The 22,277-nt window shown below is 65.5% G+C and carries 23 protein-coding genes and 1 tRNA gene; 7 read left to right on the top strand and 17 right to left on the bottom strand.

What is annotated here, in order from left to right:
• Window positions 1–1,109, bottom strand: a 1,109-nt coding sequence (clpX, locus tag Q7J26_RS03775) for an ATP-dependent Clp protease ATP-binding subunit ClpX (RefSeq protein ID WP_304935171.1), incomplete at its 3' end; no start/stop codon positions are given.
• 203 nt (window positions 1,110–1,312) lie between these two features.
• Between clpX and Q7J26_RS03770 the strand changes: the two genes are divergently transcribed.
• The gene (locus Q7J26_RS03770) at window positions 1,313–1,975 is read left to right on the top strand and encodes an HAD-IB family hydrolase (RefSeq protein ID WP_370651906.1); all 663 of its coding nucleotides are present in this window, start codon (window positions 1,313–1,315) and stop codon (window positions 1,973–1,975) included.
• Between the two features lie 17 nt (window positions 1,976–1,992).
• Here the strand turns inward: Q7J26_RS03770 and Q7J26_RS03765 are convergent, their stop codons facing one another.
• The 4 genes from Q7J26_RS03765 to tig form a co-directional block, all read right to left on the bottom strand.
• Window positions 1,993–2,313, bottom strand: coding sequence for a hypothetical protein (locus Q7J26_RS03765; RefSeq protein ID WP_304935169.1), 321 nt, complete (start codon window positions 2,311–2,313; stop codon window positions 1,993–1,995).
• A gap of 72 nt (window positions 2,314–2,385) precedes the next feature.
• Window positions 2,386–3,033, bottom strand: a complete 648-nt coding sequence (locus tag Q7J26_RS03760) for an ATP-dependent Clp protease proteolytic subunit (RefSeq protein WP_304935168.1) — start codon at window positions 3,031–3,033, stop codon at window positions 2,386–2,388.
• Window positions 3,034–3,136: 103 nt separating this feature from the next.
• Window positions 3,137–4,054, bottom strand: a complete 918-nt coding sequence (locus tag Q7J26_RS03755; protein ID WP_304935167.1) for a hypothetical protein — start codon at window positions 4,052–4,054, stop codon at window positions 3,137–3,139.
• 175 nt (window positions 4,055–4,229) lie between these two features.
• The gene (gene tig / locus Q7J26_RS03750; protein WP_304935166.1) at window positions 4,230–5,573 is read right to left on the bottom strand and encodes a trigger factor; all 1,344 of its coding nucleotides are present in this window, start codon (window positions 5,571–5,573) and stop codon (window positions 4,230–4,232) included.
• Window positions 5,574–5,765: 192 nt separating this feature from the next.
• On the opposite strand from tig, the gene Q7J26_RS03745 reads away from it, so the two are divergent.
• Entirely contained in the window at window positions 5,766–6,467 is a 702-nt protein-coding gene (locus Q7J26_RS03745) for an MBL fold metallo-hydrolase (RefSeq protein WP_304935165.1), read from the top strand.
• Between the two features lie 6 nt (window positions 6,468–6,473).
• On the opposite strand, the gene Q7J26_RS03740 is transcribed toward Q7J26_RS03745, so the two are convergent.
• The gene (locus Q7J26_RS03740) at window positions 6,474–6,761 is read right to left on the bottom strand and encodes a DUF883 C-terminal domain-containing protein (protein ID WP_304935164.1); all 288 of its coding nucleotides are present in this window, start codon (window positions 6,759–6,761) and stop codon (window positions 6,474–6,476) included.
• 100 nt (window positions 6,762–6,861) lie between these two features.
• On the opposite strand from Q7J26_RS03740, the gene Q7J26_RS03735 reads away from it, so the two are divergent.
• Window positions 6,862–7,026, top strand: coding sequence for a hypothetical protein (locus Q7J26_RS03735; RefSeq protein ID WP_183195144.1), 165 nt, complete (start codon window positions 6,862–6,864; stop codon window positions 7,024–7,026).
• 117 nt (window positions 7,027–7,143) lie between these two features.
• Window positions 7,144–7,368, top strand: a complete 225-nt coding sequence (locus Q7J26_RS03730; RefSeq protein WP_304935163.1) for a general stress protein — start codon at window positions 7,144–7,146, stop codon at window positions 7,366–7,368.
• 84 nt (window positions 7,369–7,452) lie between these two features.
• Here the strand turns inward: Q7J26_RS03730 and egtB are convergent, their stop codons facing one another.
• From egtB to Q7J26_RS03700, 6 genes are all read right to left on the bottom strand, one after another.
• Window positions 7,453–9,612, bottom strand: a complete 2,160-nt coding sequence (gene egtB, locus Q7J26_RS03725; RefSeq protein ID WP_304935162.1) for an ergothioneine biosynthesis protein EgtB — start codon at window positions 9,610–9,612, stop codon at window positions 7,453–7,455.
• A gap of 116 nt (window positions 9,613–9,728) precedes the next feature.
• The gene (locus Q7J26_RS03720; RefSeq protein WP_304935161.1) at window positions 9,729–10,940 is read right to left on the bottom strand and encodes an acyl-CoA dehydrogenase family protein; all 1,212 of its coding nucleotides are present in this window, start codon (window positions 10,938–10,940) and stop codon (window positions 9,729–9,731) included.
• A 102-nt stretch (window positions 10,941–11,042) separates the two neighbouring features.
• Window positions 11,043–11,348 carry an SCP2 sterol-binding domain-containing protein gene (locus tag Q7J26_RS03715; RefSeq protein WP_271166422.1) on the bottom strand — a complete coding sequence of 102 codons (306 nt, stop codon included), beginning with the start codon at window positions 11,346–11,348 and terminating at the stop codon, window positions 11,043–11,045.
• A 260-nt stretch (window positions 11,349–11,608) separates the two neighbouring features.
• Window positions 11,609–11,887: a SemiSWEET family sugar transporter gene (locus tag Q7J26_RS03710; protein WP_304935160.1), complete on the bottom strand. Its 279-nt coding sequence runs from the start codon at window positions 11,885–11,887 to the stop codon at window positions 11,609–11,611.
• Window positions 11,888–11,934: 47 nt separating this feature from the next.
• Window positions 11,935–13,581, bottom strand: coding sequence for an amidase (locus Q7J26_RS03705; protein WP_304935159.1), 1,647 nt, complete (start codon window positions 13,579–13,581; stop codon window positions 11,935–11,937).
• A 27-nt stretch (window positions 13,582–13,608) separates the two neighbouring features.
• The gene (locus Q7J26_RS03700; RefSeq protein WP_304935158.1) at window positions 13,609–15,849 is read right to left on the bottom strand and encodes a S9 family peptidase; all 2,241 of its coding nucleotides are present in this window, start codon (window positions 15,847–15,849) and stop codon (window positions 13,609–13,611) included.
• Between the two features lie 108 nt (window positions 15,850–15,957).
• On the opposite strand from Q7J26_RS03700, the gene Q7J26_RS03695 reads away from it, so the two are divergent.
• A complete protein-coding gene (locus tag Q7J26_RS03695) occupies window positions 15,958–16,773 on the top strand; it encodes a ferredoxin--NADP reductase (RefSeq protein ID WP_304935157.1) in 816 nt (271 codons plus the stop codon).
• A gap of 40 nt (window positions 16,774–16,813) precedes the next feature.
• Window positions 16,814–17,146, top strand: coding sequence for a chorismate mutase (locus Q7J26_RS03690; protein ID WP_304935156.1), 333 nt, complete (start codon window positions 16,814–16,816; stop codon window positions 17,144–17,146).
• Here Q7J26_RS03690 and Q7J26_RS03685 read toward each other — a convergent pair.
• Window positions 17,143–17,496 carry an Hpt domain-containing protein gene (locus Q7J26_RS03685; RefSeq protein WP_304935155.1) on the bottom strand — a complete coding sequence of 118 codons (354 nt, stop codon included), beginning with the start codon at window positions 17,494–17,496 and terminating at the stop codon, window positions 17,143–17,145. The two genes, Q7J26_RS03690 and Q7J26_RS03685, sit on opposite strands and share 4 nt — an antisense overlap.
• Window positions 17,496–18,908 (bottom strand): amino acid permease, encoded by a 1,413-nt coding sequence (locus Q7J26_RS03680; RefSeq protein ID WP_304935154.1) that lies wholly within the window; start codon window positions 18,906–18,908, stop codon window positions 17,496–17,498. The genes Q7J26_RS03685 and Q7J26_RS03680 overlap by 1 nt, the downstream gene beginning before the upstream one ends.
• Window positions 18,909–19,064: 156 nt before the next feature.
• On the opposite strand from Q7J26_RS03680, the gene Q7J26_RS03675 reads away from it, so the two are divergent.
• Window positions 19,065–19,140 (top strand) — tRNA-Lys (locus tag Q7J26_RS03675).
• 177 nt (window positions 19,141–19,317) lie between these two features.
• Here Q7J26_RS03675 and Q7J26_RS03670 read toward each other — a convergent pair.
• The 3 genes from Q7J26_RS03670 to Q7J26_RS03660 form a co-directional block, all read right to left on the bottom strand.
• Entirely contained in the window at window positions 19,318–19,965 is a 648-nt protein-coding gene (locus Q7J26_RS03670) for a general stress protein (protein WP_304935153.1), read from the bottom strand.
• A gap of 49 nt (window positions 19,966–20,014) precedes the next feature.
• A complete protein-coding gene (locus Q7J26_RS03665) occupies window positions 20,015–20,359 on the bottom strand; it encodes a hypothetical protein (RefSeq protein WP_304935152.1) in 345 nt (114 codons plus the stop codon).
• Window positions 20,360–20,907: 548 nt separating this feature from the next.
• A complete protein-coding gene (locus Q7J26_RS03660) occupies window positions 20,908–22,275 on the bottom strand; it encodes a metallophosphoesterase family protein (protein WP_304935151.1) in 1,368 nt (455 codons plus the stop codon).
• Window positions 22,276–22,277: the final 2 nt, after the last annotated feature.

Below are 22,277 nucleotides of genomic sequence, written 5' to 3'. Positions count from 1 at the left end.
CGCAGGCCGCGGGCGCCGGTCTTGCGGGTGATGGCCTTCTTGGCCACGGCGATCAGGGCGTCGTCGGTGAACGTCAGATCGACGTTCTCCATCTCGAACAGTCGCTTGTACTGTTTGACCAGGGCGTTCTTCGGTTCGGTCAGGATGGTGACCAGGGCTTCCTCGTCGAGGTCCTCCAGCGTCGCCAGCACGGGCAGGCGACCGATGAACTCGGGGATCAGGCCGAAGCGCATCAGATCGTCGGGCTCGACGCCCTTGAGGATGTCGCCGGTGCGGCGTTCGTCGATTTCCTTGACCTTGGCCCCGAAGCCGATCGAGGCCCCGTCGCCGCGCGCCGCGATCACCTTCTCGAGGCCGGCGAAGGCGCCGCCGACGATGAACAGGATGTTGGCGGTGTCGACCTGCAGGAACTCCTGCTGCGGATGTTTGCGGCCGCCCTGCGGGGGCACGGAGGCGACGGTGCCTTCCATGATCTTCAGCAGGGCCTGCTGCACGCCCTCGCCCGAGACGTCGCGGGTGATCGAGGGATTGTCGGACTTGCGCGAAATCTTGTCGATCTCGTCGATGTAGACGATACCGCGCTGGGCCCGTTCGACGTTGTAGTCGGACGACTGCAGCAGCTTGAGGATAATGTTCTCGACGTCCTCGCCGACATAACCGGCTTCGGTCAGGGTGGTGGCGTCGGCCATGGTGAAGGGCACGTCGATGATGCGCGCCAGGGTCTGAGCCAGCAGCGTCTTGCCCGAGCCGGTCGGCCCGATCAACATGATGTTGGACTTGGCCAGTTCGACGTCGTTGTTCTTCGTCGCGTGGTTCAGACGCTTGTAGTGGTTGTGAACGGCGACCGAGAGGACCTTCTTGGCGTGCGACTGGCCGATGACGTAATCGTCCAGGACGTCGCGGATCTCCTTGGGCGTCGGAACGCCGTCGGTCGTCTTCTTGAAACCGATCTTGTGCTCTTCGCGGATGATGTCCATGCACAGTTCGACGCATTCATCGCAGATGAACACGGTCGGGCCCGCAATCAGTTTGCGGACCTCGTGCTGGCTCTTTCCGCAGAACGAGCAGTACAGGGTGCTTTTGGCGTCAGAGCCGGCTGCTTTGGTCATAGACCCTTATCTCACTCCCGCGGAGCGGACCGAAATGGCCCGAAACGCGCTTCCTCCACGTTGATTCCAGCACTCTGGACGCAAAGGTCTTCAAAAAATGACAATCACCCATCCCACGTTCGACGACAACCCCGAAGGCGGCAGGGGAATGTTGCAAGACGGGGATGGATCAGTGTCGATGGGGATCAAGGCGAATGTCTGACATGGGGAGCCTGCAGGATTTGCGCCAGTCCCGGATCAAGTTGGAACAGGGATCAGACCAGGGACAAGCGCCGATCGTGGCCTTTGATTTCGACGGCACCCTGACGATTCGCGACAGTTTCACCGAATTCCTGCGCTGGAGGGCCGGCGCTGGCGGCTGGGCCTTGGGTCTGGTCAAGCTGGCGCCCGCCCTTGCCGCCTATGCACGCGACCGGGACCGGGGGCGGATCAAGGCCGCCTCGGTGAAGGAGTTCCTGGCCGGCGAAACCAAGGCGGCGCTGGAGGCCGAGGCGGCGCGATTCGCCGACGCCGTCTGGGACAGATTCATGCGACCCGACGCGTTGAAGGTTTGGAACGACTGGGGCGAACGCGGCGCTCATCGCGTAATCGTGACCGCCTCCCCCGAGACGACGGTGGCGCCCTTTGCAGTGAAGCTGGGGGCAGAGGCTTTGCTGGGCACGCCGCTGGTGTTCGATTCGGAACAACGGGTTACGGGCGGCTTCGCGGGGCCGAATTGTCGCGGGACGGAAAAGGTGCGGCGTCTGAAAGCCGCCTATGGCGAGGACATGGTGCTGACCGCCGCCTATGGCGACACTTCGGGCGACCGCGAGATGCTGGCCATGGCGCAGCAGCCTGGGTTCCGGGTGTTTCGCCAAAAACCGTGAAGCGCCGGCCGAAAAGGTCAGTTACCGTCCGCATCCACGTCGAACACGACGGCCTTGCCACGCGAGGTCGGGTCCCATCCCGCCTCCATGGCCGAGGCGACGGCGTTGCGGACCGCATCGACATTGACGCGCTGCTTCTCGACGTCGGGCCGGCCGTTGGGTCGCAAGGGCGGCGGGAACTGCACGATGGCTTCGCGCTTGAAATCGACATGGCGCAGGGACACGGCCATGCCCTCCCAGACATTGCCGCCCTTGGGCTGGGGCTGGCGACGGATTTCCCAAACATAGGTTTCGCCGTCGACCTCGACCGTGCCGCTGGGATCTCGTGTGAACTGCATGACGGTTCCGATAGCACAAAATGAAAAGGGCGCGCCGCAACGGCGCGCCCTTTGGCCATATTATCCGGCGACTTAGTGGCCGGGCGTCTTCACGCCGTCGGCGTCGGCCTGTTCACGGCGATCATAGACGTGATCGACGATGCCCCAGGCCTTGGCTTCCTCGGCCGACATGAAGTGGTCGCGGTCCAGGGTCTTTTCGACTTCCTCATAGGTCCGGCCCGTGTGGTGGACGTAGATCTCGTTCAGACGCTTCTTGGTGTAGCGGATGTCCGCAGCGTGCAGCTCGATGTCCGAGGCCTGGCCACGGAAGCCGCCCGACGGCTGGTGAACCATGATCCGGGCGTTCGGCAGAGCGATGCGCTGGCCTGCGGCGCCGGCCGTCAGGATCAGCGAACCGGCCGAGGCCGCCATGCCCATGACCACGGTCGAGACCGGGCTCTTGATGTATTGCATGGTGTCGTAGATCGCGAGCGCCGAGGACACCTGTCCGCCGGGGCTGTTGATATACATGGAGATTTCCTTCTTGGGATTCTCCGACTCCAGGAACAGCAGCTGGGCGCAGATCAGTGAGGCCATGCCGTCTTCGAAGGGCCCCGTCAGGAAGATGATCCGCTCGCGCAGCAGGCGCGAGAAGATGTCGAAGGAGCGCTCGCCCCGGCTGGACTGCTCCACCACCATGGGGACCAGGTTCATGTTCATCAGTTCGATCGGATCGCGCATATGGGTCCTTGGAGGGAATCGGCCGCTATCGCAGCGCCGCTACGCCAACCATATCGCGTCGCATCGCCCACGACGCAAGCCTAGGGCAGACACGGGCCTAGGGCTAAGGCGTCCGGTCACCGGCCATGGACCGGGCGATCTCGTTGAGCTGAAACCGCGAGCGCACGGGGGAGATGCTGCCTGAAATCCGAATCTCTGCCTTATAAAGCCCTTTCAGATACGCCCAATCCCAAGTCGTCATAGCCGGGAGGTCAGCCTGTCCGTCCCAAAGGTTGAGGATGGTGGGAAACTTCTGCGTGTCTGCTTCGGGATCCACTTCGGCCAAGGCGACCATGGCGATGTAGTCCGCCAAAGCTTCGGTCGAAACGCCGCCCGTCTGACGGGTGTCCACAACGACAGTGGATCGAATGATCGCTCGGACCTGACTTTGGTTCGAATAGATCTCTCCCGGATCAGCCGCCCGCATAGGCGCACTGCCGTTCTGGTCCGAGCTCAGCCCGAACTGACTGTCCTCACCGTGCGTCGGCGTCAGAAACGCCCCTCGGTACGTGCTGTAGTCGCCGGACATGGTCCACCAGCGGACGGGCGCGGTTGTCGTCTCGAACACAGCAAGCTCATGCCGGTCCCCCTGCGGCTCACCCGCCTTCAAACGGAACAGAGTTGGTATGGCAGAGACCAGATCGGTCGCGGTTGCTGAGCCGTCCGACGTGAAAACCACGACCAGGTTCGGTCGGCATCCCTCCCCGACCTTGATTCCGAGGTTCTCAGCCCGGGCGACGATACGCGCCGATACGATCGACTTCGCCTCAGGGGCCAGGTTTTCGACCAGCAGACACACGGGCGTCCGCCACGTGGCCAGACTCAGGGCGCGGAGGGGAGGATTGGCTATGCGGTCGACATAGGATCGGGCGACCTCTGGCGTCAGCGGCGGCGCCGTCACCACCACATCGTCGAGAACGGCGGACGTATCCTGGGCCGCAAGCGCGAGAGACAAGGCTAAAAAGGCCGACGGCATCTGCATCCCTCCGCTTTCGCTGGAGTGACGCTACCTCAAATCCGCTGGAACGCAACGGGAGGGCCAGAGACGGCGGTCCGCAGAGGCGACTCGCTTTGTCCCGTTCAGATAAAGAAAGGGGCTCGCGCAAGCGCGAACCCCTTGAAACCGTTCGTTTCCGCCCTGAGAGGACGAAGGGCGATTACGCCTCTTCGTCTTCCTTCAGCAGCTCTTCCTTAGTGATCGGCGTGTCGGTGACTTCGGCCAGGCCGACGATCAGGTCGACGACCTTTTCCTCGTAGATCGGCGCGCGCATCTGGGCGGCGGCGTTGGGGTTCTGGCGGTAGAAGTTCAGGACGGCCTGTTCCTGGCCCGGATAGTTGCGGGCTTCCTGCAGCAGGGCGGCGTTCAGCTCCTGGTCGGTGACCTGGACGTTGTTGGCGCGGCCGATCTCGGCCAGGACCAGACCCAGGCGCACGCGGCGCTCGGCGATCTTGCGATATTCGGCCTTCAGGTCCTCGTCGGACTTGGCGGCGTCCTCTTCCGGCAGACGGCCGGCGGCCTTGTCGGCCTCGACCTGTTGCCAGATGCCGTCGAACTCGGCCTCGACCATCTTCGGCGGCAGCGGGAAGTCGTGGGCTTCGTCCAGCTGGTCCAGCAGGGCGCGCTTCAGCTTGAAGCGGGCGGCGCCGGCGTATTGCTGGTTCAGGTTCTGGCCCAGCAGTTCCTTCAGCTTGTCCAGGGATTCCAGACCGATACGCTTGGCGAAGTCCTCATCGACCTTGGCTTCGACCTCGGCCTTGATGGCCTTCACCTTGACGTCGAAGGTGGCCAGTTTGCCGGCCAGATGGGCGGCTTGATAGTTCTCAGGGAAGGTGACTTCGATGGTCTTTTCTTCACCGACCTTGGCGCCGGTCAGTTGTTCTTCGAAGCCGGGGATGAAACGGCCCGAGCCGATCACCAGGTCCGCGTCCTCGGCGGCGCCGCCTTCGAAGGGTTCGCCGTCCAGCTTGCCCAGGAAGTCGATCGTCAGTTGGTCGCCCTCGGCGGCCTTGACGGTCTTGCCCTTCTTGTCCTCGTAGGACTTGGCTTGGCCGGCCAGCTCCGTCAGGGCTTCGTCCAGATCGGCGTCCGAGGCTTCGTAGGTCGGGCGGTCCAGCTTCAGGGTCTTGGGGTCGATCGGGGTGAAGTCCGGCATGATCTCCAGAGCCATCTCATAGGAGAGGTCTTCCTCGCCCTTGATGACCTTGTCCATGTCGGAGATCAGCTTCATCTCGGCCGGGGCGGCCGGACGGATCTTGGCTTCTTCCAGCGCCTTCTGGCTGGTTTCGTTCAGCTCGGCGTTGATGATCTCGCCCATGAACTCACGGCCGAAGGTCTTCTTGACGTGGGCGACCGGCACCTTGCCAGGACGGAAGCCCTTCAGCTTCACCTGCGGGGCGACTTCCTTGACGCGGGCTTCGAGCTTCTGGTTCAGCTCCGCGACGGGGATGGTGACCGCGATCACGCGGCTGAGGCCTTCGTTCGACTTTTCGACGACTTGCATGGTCGGGATTTCTGACGCTCTGGGGCGCGTGGACCGTCGAGACGGCCGGCGCGGAATGGATAAAGCAAGAAGGCCGCCCCGTTAGGAGCGGCGCCTCGAAGCCCGCCCTTATGTCGAGAAGGGCTCCAAAGGTCAACGCGAGCGTGGCCTCGGACAGTGGTTTCACGCCGCATCGGGGGTTATGTTGGCCGAATGAGCCAACCCGCCTCCCCCATCGGCGTCTTTGTCACGCCCGTCACCCCGCTCCAGCAGAACTGCACCACCGTCTGGTGCACCGCGACGAACAAGGCCGCCGTGATCGATCCGGGCGGCTCGGTCGATGCGGTTCTGGGCGAGGTCGAGCGGCGTGGGCTGACCCTCGATCAGATCTGGATCACACACGGCCATCTGGATCACGCCGGCGGCGCGGCCGAGATGCAGGAGAAGACCGGCGTCCAGATCACTGGTCCCCAGAAGGCGGATCAGTTCTGGATCGACCGAATCGTCGAGAGCGGCAAGATGTACGGCCTGCCCGACGCGCGGCCCTTCACCCCCGACCGCTGGCTGGAGGACGGCGACACCGTCAGCTTGGGCGAGACGACCTGGGAAGTGCGACACTGCCCCGGCCACACGCCGGGCCATGTGATCTTCTTCAATCGCGCGGCGCGCTTCGCCCAGGTCGGGGATGTGCTGTTCAAGGGGTCCGTGGGTCGGACGGATTTTCCGATGAGCGATCCGCCCGCCCTGATCCGCGCCGTCGTCGAGAAGCTGTGGCCTTTAGGCGACGACGTCACTTTCGTGCCGGGCCACGGGCCGATCTCGACCTTCGGCGAGGAGCGACGAACGAATCCGTTCGTGTCGGACGCCGCGCTTAGGCAGGCGCCGATCCGGCGTGAGCCGGTCGGGCCCGCCTAAGTCCGATCAGCGGCGGAGAAGCATGCCGATGAGGACGCCGACACCGAGGGCGTAGAGGGTCGTCTTCATCGGTTCGTCGCGGATGCCGTCGCGGGTCCGTTCCACGCGCCCGATCACCTTCTGTCGGATCAGCTCAGCGTCTTCGCGCACGGCCTGACGAATGGAGGTCGTGTCTTCAAAGCTGCGGCCCTCGGCCAGGATGGCGTCGGCCTGACGGTCCAGGCGTTGGGTCAGGCTGTCGTCTTCCAGGACAATGTCGTCGGCTGCGGTCGAGGTGATGGGGGTCTGGGTCATGGTGCTCTCCGGGTTCCGAGAATGAACCGGCGCGGCCAATTCCGGTTCCCCGTGAACATCGCCCTTGGCACCGCGTTCTATAGAGCCAAGGAGAAGCCCCATGACCTATATCGAACCGACACCGCCCGGAACGCCCCAACCGGAAATCCAGCCCGAGCCGTCGCCCCAGCCGGAAATCGATCCTTCGGATGTGCCGCAAGAGGTTCCGCCCATGGATCCGGGCGGCGGGGGAGAAGGTGATTCTCGCCCTTACGGCGCTGTTTGAAGTCAAGGCCGGAAAACCTTCCGACCTGCGACAGTAAAACCAAGTTCCGCACGGAACCGTCACCGAGTCACAGGGTTCATTTCGGCAAGCGCAACCGCAGCACTGAAAGGAACACCGATGGACAGCCAACCCTCGCGACCCTCCGGCGTTTCCAAGCGAGGCTTCGCCTCGATGGATCCGGAACGTCAGCGCGAAATCGCGCGTAAAGGGGGCGCCAGCGTCCCCAGCGAAAAGAGAAGCTTCTCTCAGGATCGCAGTCTGGCCGCCCAGGCCGGACGCAAGGGTGGCGAAGCCTCGCACGGCCCCAAGAAGGACGCCGACGCTCAAGACGCGTCTGAGTAAGCCTTAAAGGCCGATCAAGAAAAGGGCGGCCCGTCGAGAGACGGGTCGCCCTTTTCTTTGGGAGATGGACAGAGAAGCGGTCCCCTATCCCCGCAGCACCGCAAGCGCCACCGCCGGGTCCGGAGAGACGTCGAAACGGGCCAGGGTCCAGCCGGAGGCGGCGGCCAAGGCGGTCACGGTGTCCTCGGTGAACTTGCGCGAGCTTTCGGTGTGGATGGTCTCGCCGGCCATGAAGCGGAAATTATCGCTCCCGATACGCACCGTCGTGGATTCGACGGCCTGAAGGTGCATCTCCATTCGCGAGGCGTCGGGGTTCCACACGGCCCGGTGGGCGAAGGCGTCCAAATCAAAATCGGCGTCCAGTTCAGCATTGGCGCGGACCAGGACATTCAGGTTGAAGGCGGCGGTCACACCCTGACTGTCGTCATAGGCCGCGACCAGGGTGGCGGGATCCTTGACCAGATCGACGCCCAGAATGAACAGCGCGCCCTCCCCCAGCATCCGCCGCGCAGACGCCAGGAACCGCTCGGCCTCGTCCGGCTGCAGATTGCCGATGGTCGAACCGGGGAAGAAACCGATCCGCCGACCCTGCGGCAAATCGTCCGGCAAGGGGGCCAGATGTTCGAAATCGCCCAGCACCGGCTGAACCCTCAGACCGGGATAGTCGGCGCGGATGCGTGTCGCGGCGTCCAGCAGGGCGGACTCGCTGATGTCCAGCGGCACATAGGCGGCGAGATCAGGCGCGGCGTCCAGCAGAAGGCGCGTCTTCTCGCTGGCTCCCGAGCCGAACTCGACCAGGACGGCGTCGGGGCCGAAGTCGGCGGTCAGGGCGGCGGCGCGGTCGCGCAACAGCGCCGTCTCCTGCCGGGTGGGATAATATTCCGGCAGGGCGGTGATCTCTTCGAACAGGCGCGACCCCTCGGCGTCATAGAACCATTTGGGGGGCACGGTCTTCTGGTCGCGCGACAGGCCGGCGACCAGGTCGCGACGGAAGGCGGCGGTCTGTTCGTCCTCAGTCGAGGCGGCGCCCCGTTGCGGGGCGTCTTCGGCCAGTCTCAAACCCATGAAGGCCCACCTCTGTTGGGGATAGAAGAAGTTGCGATAGGTGATGCGGTCATGGCCCGGGGGCGTGGCGAAGGCGCCGCCGCGCAGGACCATCTGATTGGCCATGAACTTGCCGTTGTACTCGGCCGCCGTGCCCGGCGTCGGCTGGAAGCCGGGGTATGGGGCGTAGGCGCTGGACGTCCACTGCCAGACCTCGCCCGACAAGTTGGAGAAGGCGTCGGGGGCCGTGGTCGCTGCGTGCTCCCACTCGGCCTCGGACGGCAGCCGCTTGCCGGCCCAGCGCGCGTAGGCGTCGGCCTCGTAGAAGCTGATGTGACGCACAGGCGCTGTCGCATCGATCGGGGCGCGTCCGGTCAGGCTCATGACCGTCCAGTCGTCGCCGTCACGGTGCCAGTAAAGAGGCGCGGTCCAGCCTTCGGCCTTCACCGTCGCCCAACCGTCGGACAGCCAAAGCTCGGGCCGGGCGTAGCCGCCGTCGGCGATGAAGCCCAGCCAATCGCCGTTGGTCACAAGATCGGCGGCCAGGGCGAAGGGCTCCAGCCAGACCCGGTGCGACGGCCCCTCGTTGTCGAAGGCGAAACCGGCGCCGTCGTGGCCGATCAAGACTAGGCCGCCGTCGAAGGCGACGACGTCGCCGCGGGGGGCCTCCAGCGACGCCTGTCGAGGCTCGACCGCATAGGCGGCGGGGTCCAGCGGGGAACGCGACATCAGGTTCAACAGGTCCATCAGGAACAGCTCCTGATGCTGCTGGTCGTGGTGGAGGCCCAGTTCGAACAGATAGCGCTGAAGGCCGCTGGACGGACCCTGGGCCAACCAGGCGGCCATGCGGCGGTCGATCTCGCGGCGATAGGCCAGGACCTCATCGACCGAGGGGCGGGTCATCAGGCCCCGTTCGGCGCGCGGCACCCGCTCGCCCAGGGCTTCGTAGTAGGAGTTGAACAGCTGCTGGAAGCGCGGATCGACCGGCTGATAATCCGGGTCGGCCGACAGGATCAGGGCTTCAAAGAACCAGCTGGTGTGGGCCAGGTGCCATTTGCCGGGGCTGCAATCCGGCATGGACTGGGCCGACAGATCCTCGGGCGACAGGCCCTGAGCCAGGGCGAGCATCCCGGCGCGAACGGTCCTGAAACGCGCCACATCCGACGCCACCCGTGTATCGGGCTCGAAGCGAGCATTCATGTCAGCCGTTCCGTCCGCCTCAGCCCCGAAGCCCCGGCGGGCGTCGCGTCGTCCAAGCAGAACGAACGTCGCGCCTCAGCCGGGGTTCCCCTGATCTAGGAAGCGTCGGCGTGATTTCAACGCACCGGCTTGCCGCCGTGTTTGGCGTATTCTAGCCGGGCGATGGTGCGGTTGTGGACCTCGTCCGGGCCGTCGGCGATCCGCAGGGTGCGCACCGTGGCATAGAGTTCGGCCAGGGGCGTGTCGCCCGAAACGCCGGCGCCGCCGAAGGCCTGGATGGCGTCGTCGATGACCTGGAGCGCCATGCGCGGCGCAGCGACCTTGATCTGGGCGATTTCGGAGCGAGCGTTCTTGGCCCCCGCCTCGTCCATCATCCAGGCGGCCTTCAGCACCAGAAGGCGGCACATCTCGATATTGGTGCGGGCGTCAGCGACCCGCTGTTCCCACACCGAATGTTCGGCCAGCTGTTTCCGGAAGGCGGTGCGGTTCAACAGGCGCACGACCATCAGCTCCAGCGCCCGTTCGGCCGCGCCGATCACGCGCATACAGTGGTGAATCCGGCCGGGGCCGAGGCGCCCTTGCGCGATCTCGAACCCCCGGCCTTCGCCAGCGATCAGATTCTCGACCGGGACGCGGACGTTCTCCAGCACCACCTCGGCGTGGCCGATGGGGCGTTCGTCATAGCCGAACACCGTCAGCATCCGTTCAACGCGGAAACCGGGCGTGTCGACGGGCACGATGACCTGCGACTGCTGGGCGTGGGTCGCGGCGTCCGGGTCGGTCTTGCCCATGACGATGGTCATGGCGACGTTCGGGTGGGCCATATTGGTCGACCACCATTTGCGGCCGTTGATGACATAGTGGTCGCCGTCGCGCTCGATCCGGGTCTGGATATTGGTGGCGTCGGACGAGGCGACCTCGGGCTCGGTCATCAGGAAGGCCGAGCGGATCTGGCCGGCCATCAGGGGCTTGAGCCAGCGGTCCTGCTGCGCGGCGTCGCCGTACATGTGCAGGACTTCCATATTGCCGGTGTCGGGGGCGTTGCAGTTGAACACCTCGGACGACCACAGATGGGCGCCCATCATCTCCGCCAGGGGGGCGTAGTCGAGGTTGGTCAGGCCGGCACCATGCTCGCCCGGCAGGAACATGTTCCACAGACCGGCGTCACGCGCGGCGGCCTTCATGGCCTCCATGACCGGGGGCTGGCGGTTCGGGTTTTCGCGCACCTGGGCGAAATACTCGGCCTCGCGCGGGATGACCTGTTCGTCGAGGAAACGGCGCACGCGGGCGTGCCAGTCCAGGGCGCGGTCGGAATGTCTGAAGTCCATGTCGTTTCCTCTTCTTCGGTCGCGCCTCTGACGGGCGCTGATACGAAAACGGCGCGGCCCCGAAGGGAGCCGCGCCGCCATCAACTCTTGAGCAGCCTGGCATCAGCGCTTCAGCAGCGGGGCCAGCTTCTGGGCGATCATCATGTCGCCGGCGATCTTCAGCTTGCCCTGCATGAAGGCCATCATCGGATCCAGCTTGCCGTCCGACAGGGCCATGAAGTCGTCCCACTTCATCGAGACGGTGGCGTCGGCGGGCTTGTCTTCGTTGGTGACGGTGTTCGGCACCGAGGCGCCGTCGATGTAGATTTTACCTTCGTCGCCGAGGTCGAGCTTCACGGTCTTGCCGAGGCCGGAGTTGTCGCCGACGGCGCCGCGGATGTGTTCGGTGACTTGTGCGAGATCAGGCATTGGGGGCGTCTCCCTTGGACGTTGAGACCCCTGCCGTAGCCCGCATCGCGCGGGGCGCCAAGATCACGTCGGGTAAAGCTGTCGTCACTTGTCGTCGGACGAGCGCGAATAGAGGCTGGCCAAGGCCAGGGCGCCCATGAAGAAGACGAAAGCCGCGACGATGGCGACGACGAAGGGAACGGCGTCCTGGGGCATGGAAAATCTCCTCAGCCCCACGATTGCGCCGCAAAGCCGGCTGCGCCTTGATCCGGATCAAAACGTCAGGCGTCGGGATCGCCGTCGCGGAAGCGCCATTTCATGGCCAACACGCCCGAGGCCATGACCAGGGCGCATGAGTTGGCGATGGTCACCGGCCAGGCCTGGGTCATGACGCCATACACGACCCATAGGGCGAAACAGGTCACGGTCAGGGAATAGGTCTTCAGACTGACCGACGAGGCGTCGCGTTCCTTCCAGATCTTGATCGCCTGGGGCGCGAAACTGGTCACGGAGCAGACCGCAGCAGCCGAGCCGACGATATTGGCGATCAGGTCGCTCATCTCAGGCTCGTCCGCTGTTTCATGGAGGCCCAACAGCGGACGGCCGATCAAGGTTCCTGAACTGCCGGCGCGAGGAGAGGCGCGACGGCGCGGACGGTGTTCAGAGAGGCCGCAAAGCCCGGCGCCACCCGCTGCGGTCCAAGCTGCTCATAGGCGTAGCCCAGCGCCAGCACCCGGGCGTCCTGCCATTGGCCGCCGATAAAACTGAGACCGACCGGCAAGCCGCCCACCTGCCCCATCGGCACGGTCAGGTGCGGATAGCCCGCAACGGCCGGCAAGGTCGAGGCCGAGCCCAGGTAGTTGTCGCCGTTGACGATGTCGGTGGTCCAGGCCGGGCCGGTCGTGGGCGCGATCAGGACGGCGACGTCATTATCCTTCAGCAGCCGATCGATACCCTCCACCCCGGCCAGGCGCAGCGACGTCTCGCGCGCCGTGACATAGGCGGGATCGGCGAACCCGCCCGTCGCTTCGGCCTTCTCGAACAGATCCTGGCCGAAAAGGGCCAGTTCGCGCGGCGTGGCGTGATTGAAGGCGATCACCTCGGCCAGGGTGCGGGTCTTGACCTGGGTCGGATCGGTGGTGGCGAGATAGGCGTTCAGATCGACCTTCAACTCGGTCAGCAGAACGGTCAGTTCGGCGCCGCCGATGGCGCTCATGTCCGGCCCGTCCTTGATGTCGACCAGGATCGCGCCCGCCTGGCGCATTCGTTCCAGATTGGCCTCGAAGACGGCGTCCGTGCCGGTGGAATAGCCGGTCAGGAAACGGGCGACGCCGATGCGAACGCCGCTCAGGCTCGCGCCGTCCAGCGCTGCGGCGTAGTCGGTCTTGCGGGCGTCCGCCTCGACCGTCGCCGGGTCGGCGGGGTCGGACCCGGCGATGACGTTCAGCACCAGGGCGGCGTCCCTGACCGTGCGGGTCATCGGTCCGGCCGTGTCCTGGCTGTGGCTGATCGGCACGATGCCCGTCCGCGACACAAGCCCGACGGTGGGCTTGAACCCGACCAGGCCGTTGATCGCCGCCGGGCAGGTGATCGACCCATCCGTCTCGGTGCCGATGGCCACGATGGCGAAGCCCGCCGCGACAGCCGCCCCCGACCCCGAGGACGAGCCGCAGGTGTTGCGGTCGCGCGCATAGGGATTGCGCGTCAGCCCGCCCACGGCGCTCCAGCCGCTGATCGAACCGGACGAGCGGATATTGGCCCATTCCGACAGATTGCTCTTGCCGATCAGCACCGCGCCCGCCTGGCGCAGACGGGCCGTGATCGGCGCGTCGCGGTCCGGCTGGTTTGCGGCCAGGGCCAGCGAACCCGCCGTCGTCGGCATGCCGCGCGCCTCGACATTGTCCTTGATGACCAGGGGCACGCCGTCCAGCGGCAGGGTCTGTCCGGCGAGGCGGCGGGCGTCTGAGGCGCGGGCGTCCTCAAGCGCCGAAGGGTTTGTTGAGATCAGGCTGTTGATCGCGGGACCGGGCTCGCCGAACCGGCCTTCGACGTCATAGCTGCGAATCTGACTGAGGAAGAACCGCGCCATCTCCTCCCAGGAGCCGTAGGGCGTGCGCTCCCGCTGGACCCAGGCGATGTCGGCGTCCGGCGGCGGCGGCGGCGGCGGAGGCGGCGTGTGCGCCGAGGCGAGAAACGGCGCGGTGCTCGCCAGAACGACGGCGAACACGCCGGCCATAAGCTTGGTCTTCAACATGTTCGCCCCCGCGCTCTGGTTCAGTCGTCAGTCAACCGCGCGCTTGCCGATCGTGCGGTCCAGGAAGTCGAGATAGGTGCGCCATTGCTGCAACTGCCTGGGTTCGCCGCGGACGCCGTGTCTCTGGCCGGGATAAAGCATCATCTCGAACGGCATGCTCTTGGCCTGAAGGGCGTCGATCACGCGGGTGGCGTTGCCGAAGATGACATTGTCGTCGGCCATGCCGTGCAGGATCAGCAGGCCGCCGGTCAGATCATCCAGGCGCGGCAGGATGTCGGTGGCGGCGTAGCCTTCCGGATTGTCCTGGGGCGTGGACATGTAGCGTTCGGTGTAATGGGTGTCGTACAGGCTCCATTCCGTCGGGGCGGCGCCGGCGAGGGCCGAGGCCAGACCGGCCTCGGGCTCGGTCACGGCCAGCAGGCTGAGGAAGCCGCCGAAGCTCCAGCCCATCATGGCGATCCGGTCCGCATCGACATAGGGCAGAGTCTTCAACCATTTGGCGGCCAGGGTCTGATCCTCGACCGCAGGAATTCCCAGGCGACGATAGATGCTGGTCTCGAAGGCCTGTGACCGGTCGCCCTCGCCGCGGTTATCGACGCGGAAGACGATATAGCCGGCCTCGGTCAGCAGTTGGTTGGTCAGGGGCTGCCAGCTCTTTTGCACCCCCGCGCCGGTGCCGGGACCGCCATAGACCTGCATAACCACCGGATATTTCTTCGACGGATCGAAGTCAGGCGGGGTGGTCATGCGCCAGACGAGGGTTTCGCCATGGCTCTGCATCGTGCCGAACTCGGGCGTGCGCAGGCGCGAGACATAGGGGGCGAAGGCGTGGGCGGCGTCGAGCTTGTTCTCCTCGATCCAACGCACGCGCGTGCCGTCGATCCGGTACAGGGCCGACTGGGGCGGGGTGGCGGGGTCGGAATAGTTGCCGACATAGGCCGTCGCCGGTCCGTTGACCGACACGGTCCACCAGCCGCCGGCCGGGGTCACCGGCACGGGATCGACGGTGCGGTTCAGGCTGGCGCGGAACATCTGCTGTTCGATCGGCAGTTCCTTGCCGTCGCGCATCGAGGCGGTGAAATAGACCTCGCCCGTCTGTGCGTTGACGCCGTCCAGATGTTTGACCGGATAGTCGCCCCGCGTGATCGCACGTAGCTGACGGCCGTTACGGTCGTACAGATACAGGTGGCGCCAGCCGCTGTCCTCGTTCGACCAGATGAAGCGGCCGTCCGGCAGGACGTGGAAGTCATTATTCAGATCGACCCAGGCCTGGGCCTTCTGGCTGAGGATCACGCGCGAGGCGCCGGTGGCCGGATCGACGCTGAGCAGGTCCAGCGTCTTCTGATCGCGCGAGTGACGCTGGACATACAGGGTCTTGCCGTCGTCGGCCCAGTCGACCCGCGCCAGATAGATGTCGGTGTTGGAGCCGAGGTCCACCTTGACCCGTCCCCCGCCCTGCAGGTCGCGGACATAGAGTTCGACCACCGCATTGGGACGGCCCGCGCGGGGATAGCGCTGCTCGACCATGGTGGCGCCGGCGCCGGTGAACTCGAACCGGGGCACTATGTCCACCGGGCTTTCCTCCACGCGGGTCAGAGCGATGTAGCGTTCGTCGGGGCTCCACCAGTAGCCGGTGTCGCGGTCCATCTCCTCCTGGGCGATGAACTCGGCCGTGGCCCAGGTGATCAGGCCGGCGCCGTCGTCGGTGATCGGCGTCTCCTGGCCGGTGGCCAAATCATAGACGACCAGGTTCTGATCGCGGACATAGGAGACGTAGCTGCCCTTGGGCGAGACCTTGGCGTCGATCTCGTCGGCCGGGGTTTCGGTCAGGCGGCGCACCTTGCCGTCGGCGCGGCTGGCCAGGAAGATGTCGCCTTCCAGCGGCGCCAGGATATAGCGGCCCTGCTGGTCCCACGAATATTCGACCACGCCACGCGCGCTGATCCGCATCCGCTCCCGCCGGGCCTTCTCGGCCTCCGACAGTTCGCCGGCGTCAGGCACAAGGGCGCGGGCGTCGATCAGCTTGTAGGGTTCGCCCTCGCCGGTCGGGGCGGCCCAAAGGTCCTGGACATCCACATTGTCCTCGCGCGACCGCAGGAAGGCCACCAGTTGCCCATCCGGCGACAGGCTGACGCCCTTGGCCACGGGGCCGTTCAGGCTGGGGCTGGAGAACACCCGTTCCGGCGTCAAAATGTTGGAGGGTGTCTCTTGGGCGAGTGCGGAACCGGCCGACAGGAGAATGGTCGAAGCAAGGAGAACTGTGCGCATGGTCGGTGACGCTAGCGGCGCTTCTGCAAGCCGTCACGAGGAAAAGTGGCCGCTGGACGAAAGGCTTTTTCTTTCCTGCGACAAGGTCTCAGCTTACAGAAGCCCACCATGACCGACGCCGCCCTCTCCCCCGCTCCCGTCAAAGCCAGCCCGTTCAACGAACTGGAGGTTCTGTGGGTCCGCCACTGGACCGACAGCCTGTTCAGCTTCGGCGTCCGCCGGCCCGAGGATTTCCGCTTCCGCTCGGGCGAGTTCGTGATGATCGGCCTGCCCGGCGAAGACGGCGGGAAACCCGTCCTTCGCGCCTATTCCATCGCCAGCCCCTGCTGGGCCGAGGAGCTGGAGTTCTTCTCGATCAAGGTCGCGGACGGCCCCCTGACCTCGCGCCTGCAGAAGATCCAACCGGGCGACACGGTGCTGATGGGCAAGAAGCCGACCGGCACCCTGGTTCTGGACGCCCTGACCGGCGGCGAGCGGCTGTTCCTGATCGGCACAGGCACGGGGCTGGCCCCCTGGCTGAGCGTGGCGCGCGATCCTGAAACCTATTCCCGCTTCGGCCATGTCTATGTGATCCACACGGTGCGCAGCGTCGCCGACCTGGCCTATCGCGACTTCTTCACCCGCGAGATCCATGACGACCCGCTGATCGGCGACGAGGCCAAGGCGCAGCTGACCTATTACCCGACGGTCACGCGCGAGGCGTTCGAAACGCCGGGCCGGATCACCGACCGCATAAAGTCCGGCGACTTCTTCCGCGACCTGGGCCTGCCCGAAGGCTTCGATCCCGCCCGCGACCGCGCCATGCTGTGCGGCTCGATGGCCATGATCAAGGAAGCCGGCGAACTGCTGGAGACCTATGGGCTGAAGGAAGGCTCGAACGCCGAGCCCGCCGACTATGTGCTGGAACGCGCCTTCGTCGGCTGACGTCTTGGCTTGGGCGGCCTGAGCGGCTAACCCCACGGCCATGCACCACCCTGCCCTTGTCGCCGTCGACGCCCGCGTCGATCCCGCCGAATGCCAGTCCATGGCCGAGGTCCGCCAGGGCGTCGACGCCCTGGACCGCGCCCTGGTCGCCCTGCTGGCCGAACGTCAGCGCTATATGGAGGCGGCCGCCCGCATCAAGCCCGACCGCGACGCCGTCTTCGACCAAGCCCGGATCGACGACGTGGTCGCCAAGGTCCTGACCGCCGCCGAGGCGCACCACCTGTCGCCCGAGATTGCCGAGCCGGTCTGGCGCCTGCTGATCGACCGATGCATCGCCCACGAGTTCGCGATCTACGACCGGACTCGAAGCTAGGCTTTAAGCCCCCTCAACATAAGCTCGTGGCGATAGGCCGCCACGTCAGCCAAGGCTATATCCAGCGCCGTCTTGACCCGCTCCAGCGCCGGCGCGGCCAGGGCCTGTTCGGCCGTCTCCGCCTCTGCGCAGATCGCGGCCAGGTCGCCGGCCCCGATCCCCGCCGCCGCGCCCCGGATCGTGTGAACTCCGTCGCGCCAGCCGTCGATTTTCGGATTCAGCAGGGCGGACCAGAGGGCGGCCTGTTCGACGAACAGGCCCAGCACCTCTTCCGAAATCGCCGCGTCGCCGCCGGTCATGCCTTCCAGCACGCTGAAGTCGACGGCGCCGGTCAGGTCGCGACGCGCCATCAGGCGGCTTCCTCCTCGCCCTTGGCCAGGCGTGAGTTCTTCGACGACCACAGCAGATAGATGGCCACGCCGATCATGTTCCAGATCAGGAAGCCGACTTGGGTGACGGGCTTCAGGCTGAGGAAGAAGACGATACAGCCGATCACGCTGACCGCCCCGACCAGGGGCCACAGCGGCGCCTTGAACACCCGACGGCGGCCCGGCTCGCGGATCCGCAGCACCACCAGACACACCCCCACCGCGCAGAAGGCCGCGAGCGTCCCGGCGTTGGCCAGGGACGCCAGCTCGTCCAGCGGCAACAGACCCGCCAGGATCGCCACGACCACGGCGGTGAAGACCGTCACCACCGCCGGCACGCCGCGCACCGACACCTTGGCCAGACGCCGCGGCAACAGGCCGTCGCGCGCCATGCCCAGGAAGATGCGGCTCTGGCCGAACAGGAAGGCCAGCAGAACGGTCGGCAGGGCCACCACCGCCGCCGCCGCGATCCACTGCGCCGCCGTCCCCTGCCCCATCTGGCGCAGGATCAGGGCCAGGGGCTCGGGACTGTCGGCGAAGTCCGCCACCGGTCGCGCGCCGATGGCCGCAGCCGCGACCACCAGATAAAGCGCCGTGCAGACCAGCATGGAGCCGACGATGCCGATGGCCAGGTCGCGCTCGGGCTTCTTGGTCTCTTCCGCCGCTGTGGAAATGGCGTCGAACCCATAGAAGGCGAAGAAGATGATGGCCGCCGCCGCCATCACCCCCGTCTGGACGAAGGGCGCGCCGAAGCCGTTGGGCATGAACGGGGTGAAGTTCTCAGGCTTGAAGGCCGGCAGGGCGATGGCCACGAACACCACCAGGGCCGCGATCTTGATCACCACCAGCACGGCGTTCAGCGTCGCGCTCTCCTTGGTGCCCAGCAGCAGCAGCCCGGTCACCACGCCGATGATGGCCACGGCCGGCAGGTTGATGATCCCGCCCGCATGAGGTCCCGCCGTCAGGGCCAGAGGCAGATCGACCCCGAGGCCGCTCAGGAAGCCGACGGCGTAGCCGGACCAGCCCACGGCCACCGCGCTGACCACCAGCGAATATTCCAGGATCAGGCTCCAGCCCACGACCCAGGCGATCATCTCGCCCAACACGGCGTAGGAATAGGTATAGGCGCTGCCCGCCGCCGGCATCATGGTCGACAGTTCGGCATAGGCCAGGGCCGCACAGGCGCAGACCAGACCCGCCAGGCCGAAACTGATCAGCACCGCCGGTCCCGCCAGCCCTGCCCCCACGCCGATTAAGGTCAGAATGCCGGTGCCCACGATGGCGCCCACGCCCAGGGCCAGCAGATGCGGCCAGCTCAGCGTCGGCTTCAGCCGCGGCCCGTCGTGCGGCGCCAACATGGTGTCGATCGAACGACGCCGGTTCCAGAAGGCCATGATGCTCACTCCCCCGTCGCCCCACGCGACCGATTCCGTGCGGACCATGCCCGTCAAAGAAAGTTTGCGAAAGCGCTTGCCAACCCCCCGGCGGCTGGGTAGTAGGAGCGCCCTTCGGCAAGGCAGTCGCCTCCACCGAAGACAAGACGACCGGTCGGGTGATTAGCTCAGTTGGTAGAGCAGCTGACTCTTAATCAGCGGGTCGTAGGTTCGAACCCTACATCACCCACCATCGTCTTTTCCTTTTTAATCAGAAAATCGCGTCCTGATGCGGGACATAGCCGGCTGTCGGGCCGACTTCGCTGTCCAACGGCATCGCCGGGTTCATAGCCCGCTGCTCGCATCTCGCCTTCAGCCGTCTTCGCCCGCCAGCGCTTGGGCTGGCGGGCGTTTCGTTGCGGGTTGCGCCTTAGCGGTAGAGAGCTCGCTCTCGCGAGATGTCTTCACTGCTGTAGGGTTTAGCGTCGCTGTCGAACCGGCTCCAACCGGAGGCGCGATAGGCTTCGCCTCGTGACACGGCGTCGAAGCCCTGGCGGCCGTTCAGGATAGCCTCGACCCGGCTTTCATCGTCGCCATCCGATTTGACGCTGACCAGGGTGCCGCCCCGGCGGACCCCTTCGGCATAGACGTTGGCGTCTTCGTCCGAGTGGCCGGCCTCTTTCAGCGCGCCGAGCAGGCCGCCTGTAGCGCCCCCGGCCGCTGCGCCGATGGCTGCGCCGACGGCGGTCGAGGCGAGCCAGCCTGCCGCGACGACCGGTCCAAGGCCTGGGATAGCCAACATTCCCAGACCTGCGAGGAGACCCGCGCCTGCCCCGGCCAGACCGCCGGTCGCAGCGCCCTTGCCGGCTCCGTCGGCGACATCGTTCTCGCCGTCGCCGTTGCGGTCGCCCAGCGGGCCGGCGCCGTCCTTGTGGGGATGCGAATGACCGGCATGCCAGTTGTCGGCGTTGTTGGACACGATACTGATGTCGTCAGGCTTGAAACCGGCGGCTTCCAGATCTGACACGGCCTGCAGGGCCTGGGTATGGCTGTCGTAGAGACGGGTGACGGTCGCCATTGGGCGCTCCTAGATCTAAAGTTTTGAAAATGTGGGGAGGGGTTCGCGACTATTGCGCGGTGACCACGCCCTTGTAATCGACCGAGACGGTGGCTTGAGCGCCGTCCTTCGAGGCTGAGGCGGACCAGACGCCGTTCTCATTTTGCATCAGAGGTCCGACGCCCGTGTAGCCTTGCTTTTCAATGGCTTCCCGGGCTTGGCCTTCGGTGAAGGAGTTGGCGCCGGGCGTAAGCGCCGTGGTCTGGGTGGTGTCATCCGTATCGACCGCAGGATTGCGGGGCGTTTCCGAGGTCGAAACCGCCGGACCTTCGACCGGTCCGGTCGTCTGGTCGTTGTTCCCGCAAGCGGCCAGCAGGGCGCCAGCCGCAACGAGGGCGAAGATGGGCTTGATCATGATGCGTGTCCTTTCGAGATACCGAATTGAAGTGGTCACCACGTCAAAGCGTTCCGAAAAGAATGAAGAACAGCGCAGCTCTGTGAACAGCAACGCTTGTAATTGCCCCTAACAATCACCGTAGAACGGCCTCACGAATCTCTCTTAGAAGATTACACATGAAGCTTTGCGATAAATTTGGACGGCAAGAAATATAGCACACTAATTTATTTGCCCATCGAGACGATTTATACCGAAACCCGCAGTCACCCTGCACGATGGCGTGGCGCGCTTATTTTAATTATCTCTCGAAAAACCAAGCTTCAGTCTTCGGACGGCCCATTCCAGACACCGCCACGATCAAAGCGATCAAACCGCGTCTGAACTCGCGCGTCAGCGACGCCTCGAACCAAGTCAGGATTACAGGCTTGTCGATTCGCTGAAGCCAGCGGTCACTGAGATGTCGCTTAACGGTCCGGATGTCCTCGACCAACCGAATGCAGCCGAACGCACAAGAGTGGGCGCCGTGTTTGCGACGCCCATCTCAGGCTCGTTGCAGCGTCTCCGTTCTAGAGCGGTCCTGTATCTGCGGCGCCCTCCGTGAGCGTTTCCACCCGGGCCACGCCGTCCTCGCCCTTCGTCAGGCGGAAGGCGTCCAGTTCGCGGCCCGTCGCGGTAAAGGCGCGATAGACCACTGCGTCTTGCGACACATCCAGGGTTTGGAAGGTCTGGGTCCGCGCGGCGGTCCGGTCGGCCCAGGTCAGGTCCGCCATCGGATACATCTTCGGCCCGGCGACCGAGACCACATAGGTCGAGCCCTGGTCAGACCTGTGGCCAGGGCCGGCGTTGGTCATGACGCCTTCGCCGATGGCGCCGCGCGCATAGCCGTGGTCGTGGGCCTGAAGCACCAGGTCCACACCGTATTTGTCGATCAAAGGCTTCAACGCATCGCGGACGCGACTGTTGTCGCGGTCGGGGTCGATCGAGAACAGCGGGAAGTGAAGGAACAGCACCGTCCAGTGGTTTGGATTGTCGGCCAGAACCTGGTCCAGCCACCGCACCATTTCGGCCCGCATGGCCTCGTCGCCATGGAACAGCGGGGCGTCGATCGAGATCAGGCGCAGCCCCTGATAATCGACGGTCCAGGCGGTTTCCTTCAGACGCTCGACGCCCGCCGGCCCGGTCTCCGGCAGGGTGAACTGCCGGCGCCATTGGGGGTTCAGGATCGGGCCTCGGCCATATTCGTGATTGCCCGGCGTCGGCATCTGCGGGGTCTGGGCGTACAGGAAGCCGCCCGAAGCGAACCATTCGCCCCATTCATTGTCGCTGTCGTGCCGGTTGATCAGGTCGCCGGCGTGGATGACGAAGGCCGCATCGCCCGCCTTGCGGAACCCCATCCTCAGCGTACGTGACGCCTCGCTGAGGATATTGTTCTGCATGTCCCCGAAATACAGGAAGGTGAAGGGCTCGGGCGTCGCAGCGGCTGTCTTGAACTGCAGCCACTCCGACCAGACCCCGCCCGAACCGACGCGATAGACATAGACGGTCGCCGGTTTCAGCCCCGTCATCACGGCCGAATGATAGGCGGCGCGGAAGTCCGTCGCCTCGCGCACCGCCAGGACCGCGTCGTCGCTGGTTGCGGTCATGCGAACGGCTGAGGCGATGAAGTCCGGCCCGTCCTGGGCCTCGGCGAACTCCACCTGACCGTCCAGGCCCGGCGCAGTGCGCCAGGTGACGGCCATCTGATGCGCCGGATCGGCGGTCAGGTTGAGAATGATCCGCTCCGGCTGGACCGTCGCCGGCGCTATTGGGCGTTCGGACGCCTGGACCGGCGCTGGTTCGGGGCGATCCGGACGTTGCGTCTGGGCCAAGACGCCGGTGGAGACGCCCAGGGCCGCGACGGCGGCCCCGAGCATGAGGGTGCGAGCAAACTTCATTT

The organism is Brevundimonas sp., assembly GCF_030656255.1.
Lineage (GTDB): Bacteria > Pseudomonadota > Alphaproteobacteria > Caulobacterales > Caulobacteraceae > Brevundimonas.
Note: the sequence above shows the minus strand (reverse complement) of the source record. Positions and strands in the feature narration are given on the sequence as shown.